The organism is Sulfurimonas sp., assembly GCF_016744025.1.
In the GTDB taxonomy this organism is placed as follows: Bacteria; Campylobacterota; Campylobacteria; order Campylobacterales; family Sulfurimonadaceae; genus Sulfurimonas.
Window position 1 is genome coordinate 1 of the sequence record NZ_JADGFC010000201.1, and the last position, 3,207, is coordinate 3,207.

The 3,207-nt window shown below is 29.3% G+C and carries 2 protein-coding genes; both read left to right on the forward strand.

The genetic code is table 11. The features are described from left to right. Nucleotides 1-807 precede the first annotated feature (807 nt). Nucleotides 808-1,995 (forward strand): AAA family ATPase, encoded by a 1,188-nt coding sequence (locus QZZ48_RS15110; protein WP_294967087.1) that lies wholly within the window; start codon nucleotides 808-810, stop codon nucleotides 1,993-1,995. A gap of 10 nt (nucleotides 1,996-2,005) precedes the next feature. After that, the gene (locus QZZ48_RS15115; protein WP_294967088.1) at nucleotides 2,006-3,154 is read left to right on the forward strand and encodes a site-specific integrase; all 1,149 of its coding nucleotides are present in this window, start codon (nucleotides 2,006-2,008) and stop codon (nucleotides 3,152-3,154) included. Nucleotides 3,155-3,207: the final 53 nt, after the last annotated feature.

Below are 3,207 nucleotides of genomic sequence, written 5' to 3' on the forward strand. Positions count from 1 at the left end.
AGCTTTTTTACAGCCATTTGTAAATAAACCTTTGTTTACTCCTACTATACCGAACTTTAATGAATGTTTTATGCACCCGTTTTTTTAATTAAGTCATATATTCGATATATCTTTACCAGCACTCTTAACAAAAGACTTAGACAAGATATCTTTAGTTTTATATAGTTTATTGAATTTTTGTTTTGCAGTAGTAAATGTCATATTTTATCTCTATTTTTTGTTGAATTATACATTAATATATTTAACTTGTAGATATTTCTCTTATATTTCTTTTACTCTTAAATAAAGAAGATTTTTAATATAAGTTCTTGTTCTTGATTACTCAGTCGTTTTGTGAAAGTTATATCATAGATATAAACATAAAGCGAAAACAATCAATTTTCTAAATTGTGCAATAGTCTCTTCACTTTGTTGTTAGTAAGTTAATTGTTGGAGTAATTTTATATAAACTGAAGTGTGGTGCGGATAAGAGGACTTGAAAAAATAGATTTTATCAAGTTTCTTAAAGTATCGTCAACTATCCTCAAATGACCCATATATAACGATTCTTTAGAGGTTATCATTATATCAAGTATAGTCATCTAAAATCAAGTTTTATCAATAATTGTGACTAATTAGTCACCAGTTTAGTCACCAAATTACGATATACTTTTCTCACTCTTATAACATGTGTATTACAATACCTAAATATGCCACTTTATGAGGATAATTATATTTGCTATTAAATCTAATTAATAATATCACCAACTTGCTATTAAAAGTATTTAATAGTAGAATACATAAATATATGCTATTAAAGGCTAACAAATGAAACCAATACTACAAAAACTTTCAAAACAATGGTTATCTAAAAGAACATCTAATTTTTATAGATCTCTTTATAATGATATAGATTTTAATGCTAAAATAATTGGGATCAAAGGAAGTCGTGGATCTGGTAAGACAACTATACTTCACCAATATGCAAAAAAATCTAAATTCAAACCAAGTCAAATACTTTATGTAAGTTGCGATAGCCCTGTAATGGCTGGAGAAGATCTCTTTGATATGGCCACTGAATTTGAGCAGTATGGTGGGAAACTATTGCTTATTGATGAAATACACAAATCTAGTGACTTTGCTATGCATATAAAATCTATGTATGACTTCCTAACTATCCAAGTTATATTTACCGGTTCATCAGCAATAATTTTAAATCATGAAAGTGCCGACTTATCTCGTAGAGCTTCCATGCACTATCTTCCTCCTATGTCACTTAGAGAATTTATATCTTTAAAAGAGAAGATAGAACTACCTTTTTATTCACTAGAAGATATAGTAAATAATCATGAAGATATAAGTTATGAAATATTGGAAAAGATAAAACCACTTGAACATTACTCTAATTATATTAAATATGGAGCTTACCCTTTTTTCAATGAATCTATCACTGACTATCCTATGAGACTCTTGGAAGTAATTAATATAACTATTGAATCAGATTTAGCAAAAATATTTAATATAGACAATGAAAAACAAAGTGTGCTCAAAAGAGTATTGGGTATGTTATGTTCAACCTCTCCGTATGAAATCTCTAAATCAAAACTTAGCGCAGACACACAGATTTCTTGGTCTACACTCTCAAAGTATCTTGCATATATGAAAGAAGGTGATTTAGTTCACCTTATCGAAGCTCCACAAAGTCATAAACGCCTAAATAAAGCACAAAAGATGTTGCTTAACAATCCAAATTTGTTTCATGTATTATGTGCCAATCCTAATATAGGTTCAGTTAGAGAGAGCTTTTTCATATCTCAGCTAAATCATACACATATCATTCATTATTATGACAAAGGTGATTTTATCATTGATGATAAATATATCTTTGAGATAGGTGGAGATTCAAAAGGTGATAAACAGTTAGAGAATGCAGAAAATAGCTTTGTTATCAGGGATGAGATAGAGACTGGGTATTCAAACATAATACCTCTTTGGCTATTTGGGTTTTTATACTAAGGATGTTAAGTTGGCTAAATACATTAATTCAAAAAAATATGAAGGCGTTCAATATTATCTAAAAGCTAATGGTAGTAAATCATTTTATGTTAGATATAGAGACGAAAGCAACATACTTAAAAGAGTGAAGATTGGTGATGAAACGGATGGAACTACTGAAGTATATTGTAGAAACAAACGTATTGAGATATTAAATGCTCAGAACAAAGGTGAGCAACCACCTAAAATTGTAAAGAATCACCGTAAAAAAATTATTACTCTTGATGATGTAGCTGATCAATACTTTTCATCTAAAGATAATACTGTTAGTACACATGAAAGACTTAGCAAATACAATAAACACCTCTCTGAGCCTCTTGGAAAATCTTCTATTACCAATATAAAGAAAGACGACTTAGATAAGCTTCGCCACAGCATTGTTAAAGACAAAAAACTAAGTGAAAAAACTTCAAATATGATTATTGAATTATTCAGTACAATATTTAATTTTGGTTTCTATGAAGAACTATATGAAGCAGTAAATCCGGCGATGAAAGTAAAAAGATATAAAATACAAAATACTAGAGAAAGATTTCTTAGAGCATCTGAGATTGAAGAACTTTACAAGCAAACTATATTAAGAGATAGAGAGAAAGAACATGGAAATATGTTAGAAACCTTCACGAAACTAGCATTAACAACTGGGGCAAGATTAGAGGGTGTTTTAAACATTAAAAAGCGTGACATAGACTTACAGAGTGATATTATAAGAATTACTGACTTTAAAAATGGCGGTGAAATCTATAGTGGGTATATAACAAACACAACAAGAGATTTACTCAATACTAAGTTGAAACTTATAAATTATAATGACAACCTTGTCTCATTCAACAATGATGGTAAACAAATAAGTGCTAGACAGGTACAAACAAGATTAAAACCCATATTAGATGATTTATTTAATGTAGGTATGGATATCAAAGGTAGAGCAAACAGGATTGTAATACATTCTCTTAGGCATACATTCGCTTCACAACTAGCAATTTCAAATGTACCCATCAGACAAATTCAAGATCTTATGAATCACGCAGATATAACACAAACTATGAAATATGCAAAACTTCAAGATGAAACAAACGCCAATTCTAAAATCAAGTGCAATTTTTTGAAAGTAAGTTGAAAGATAGGATTAATCGATAATCTGCTAATCTTATTCGACCAAAAACAAAGAAG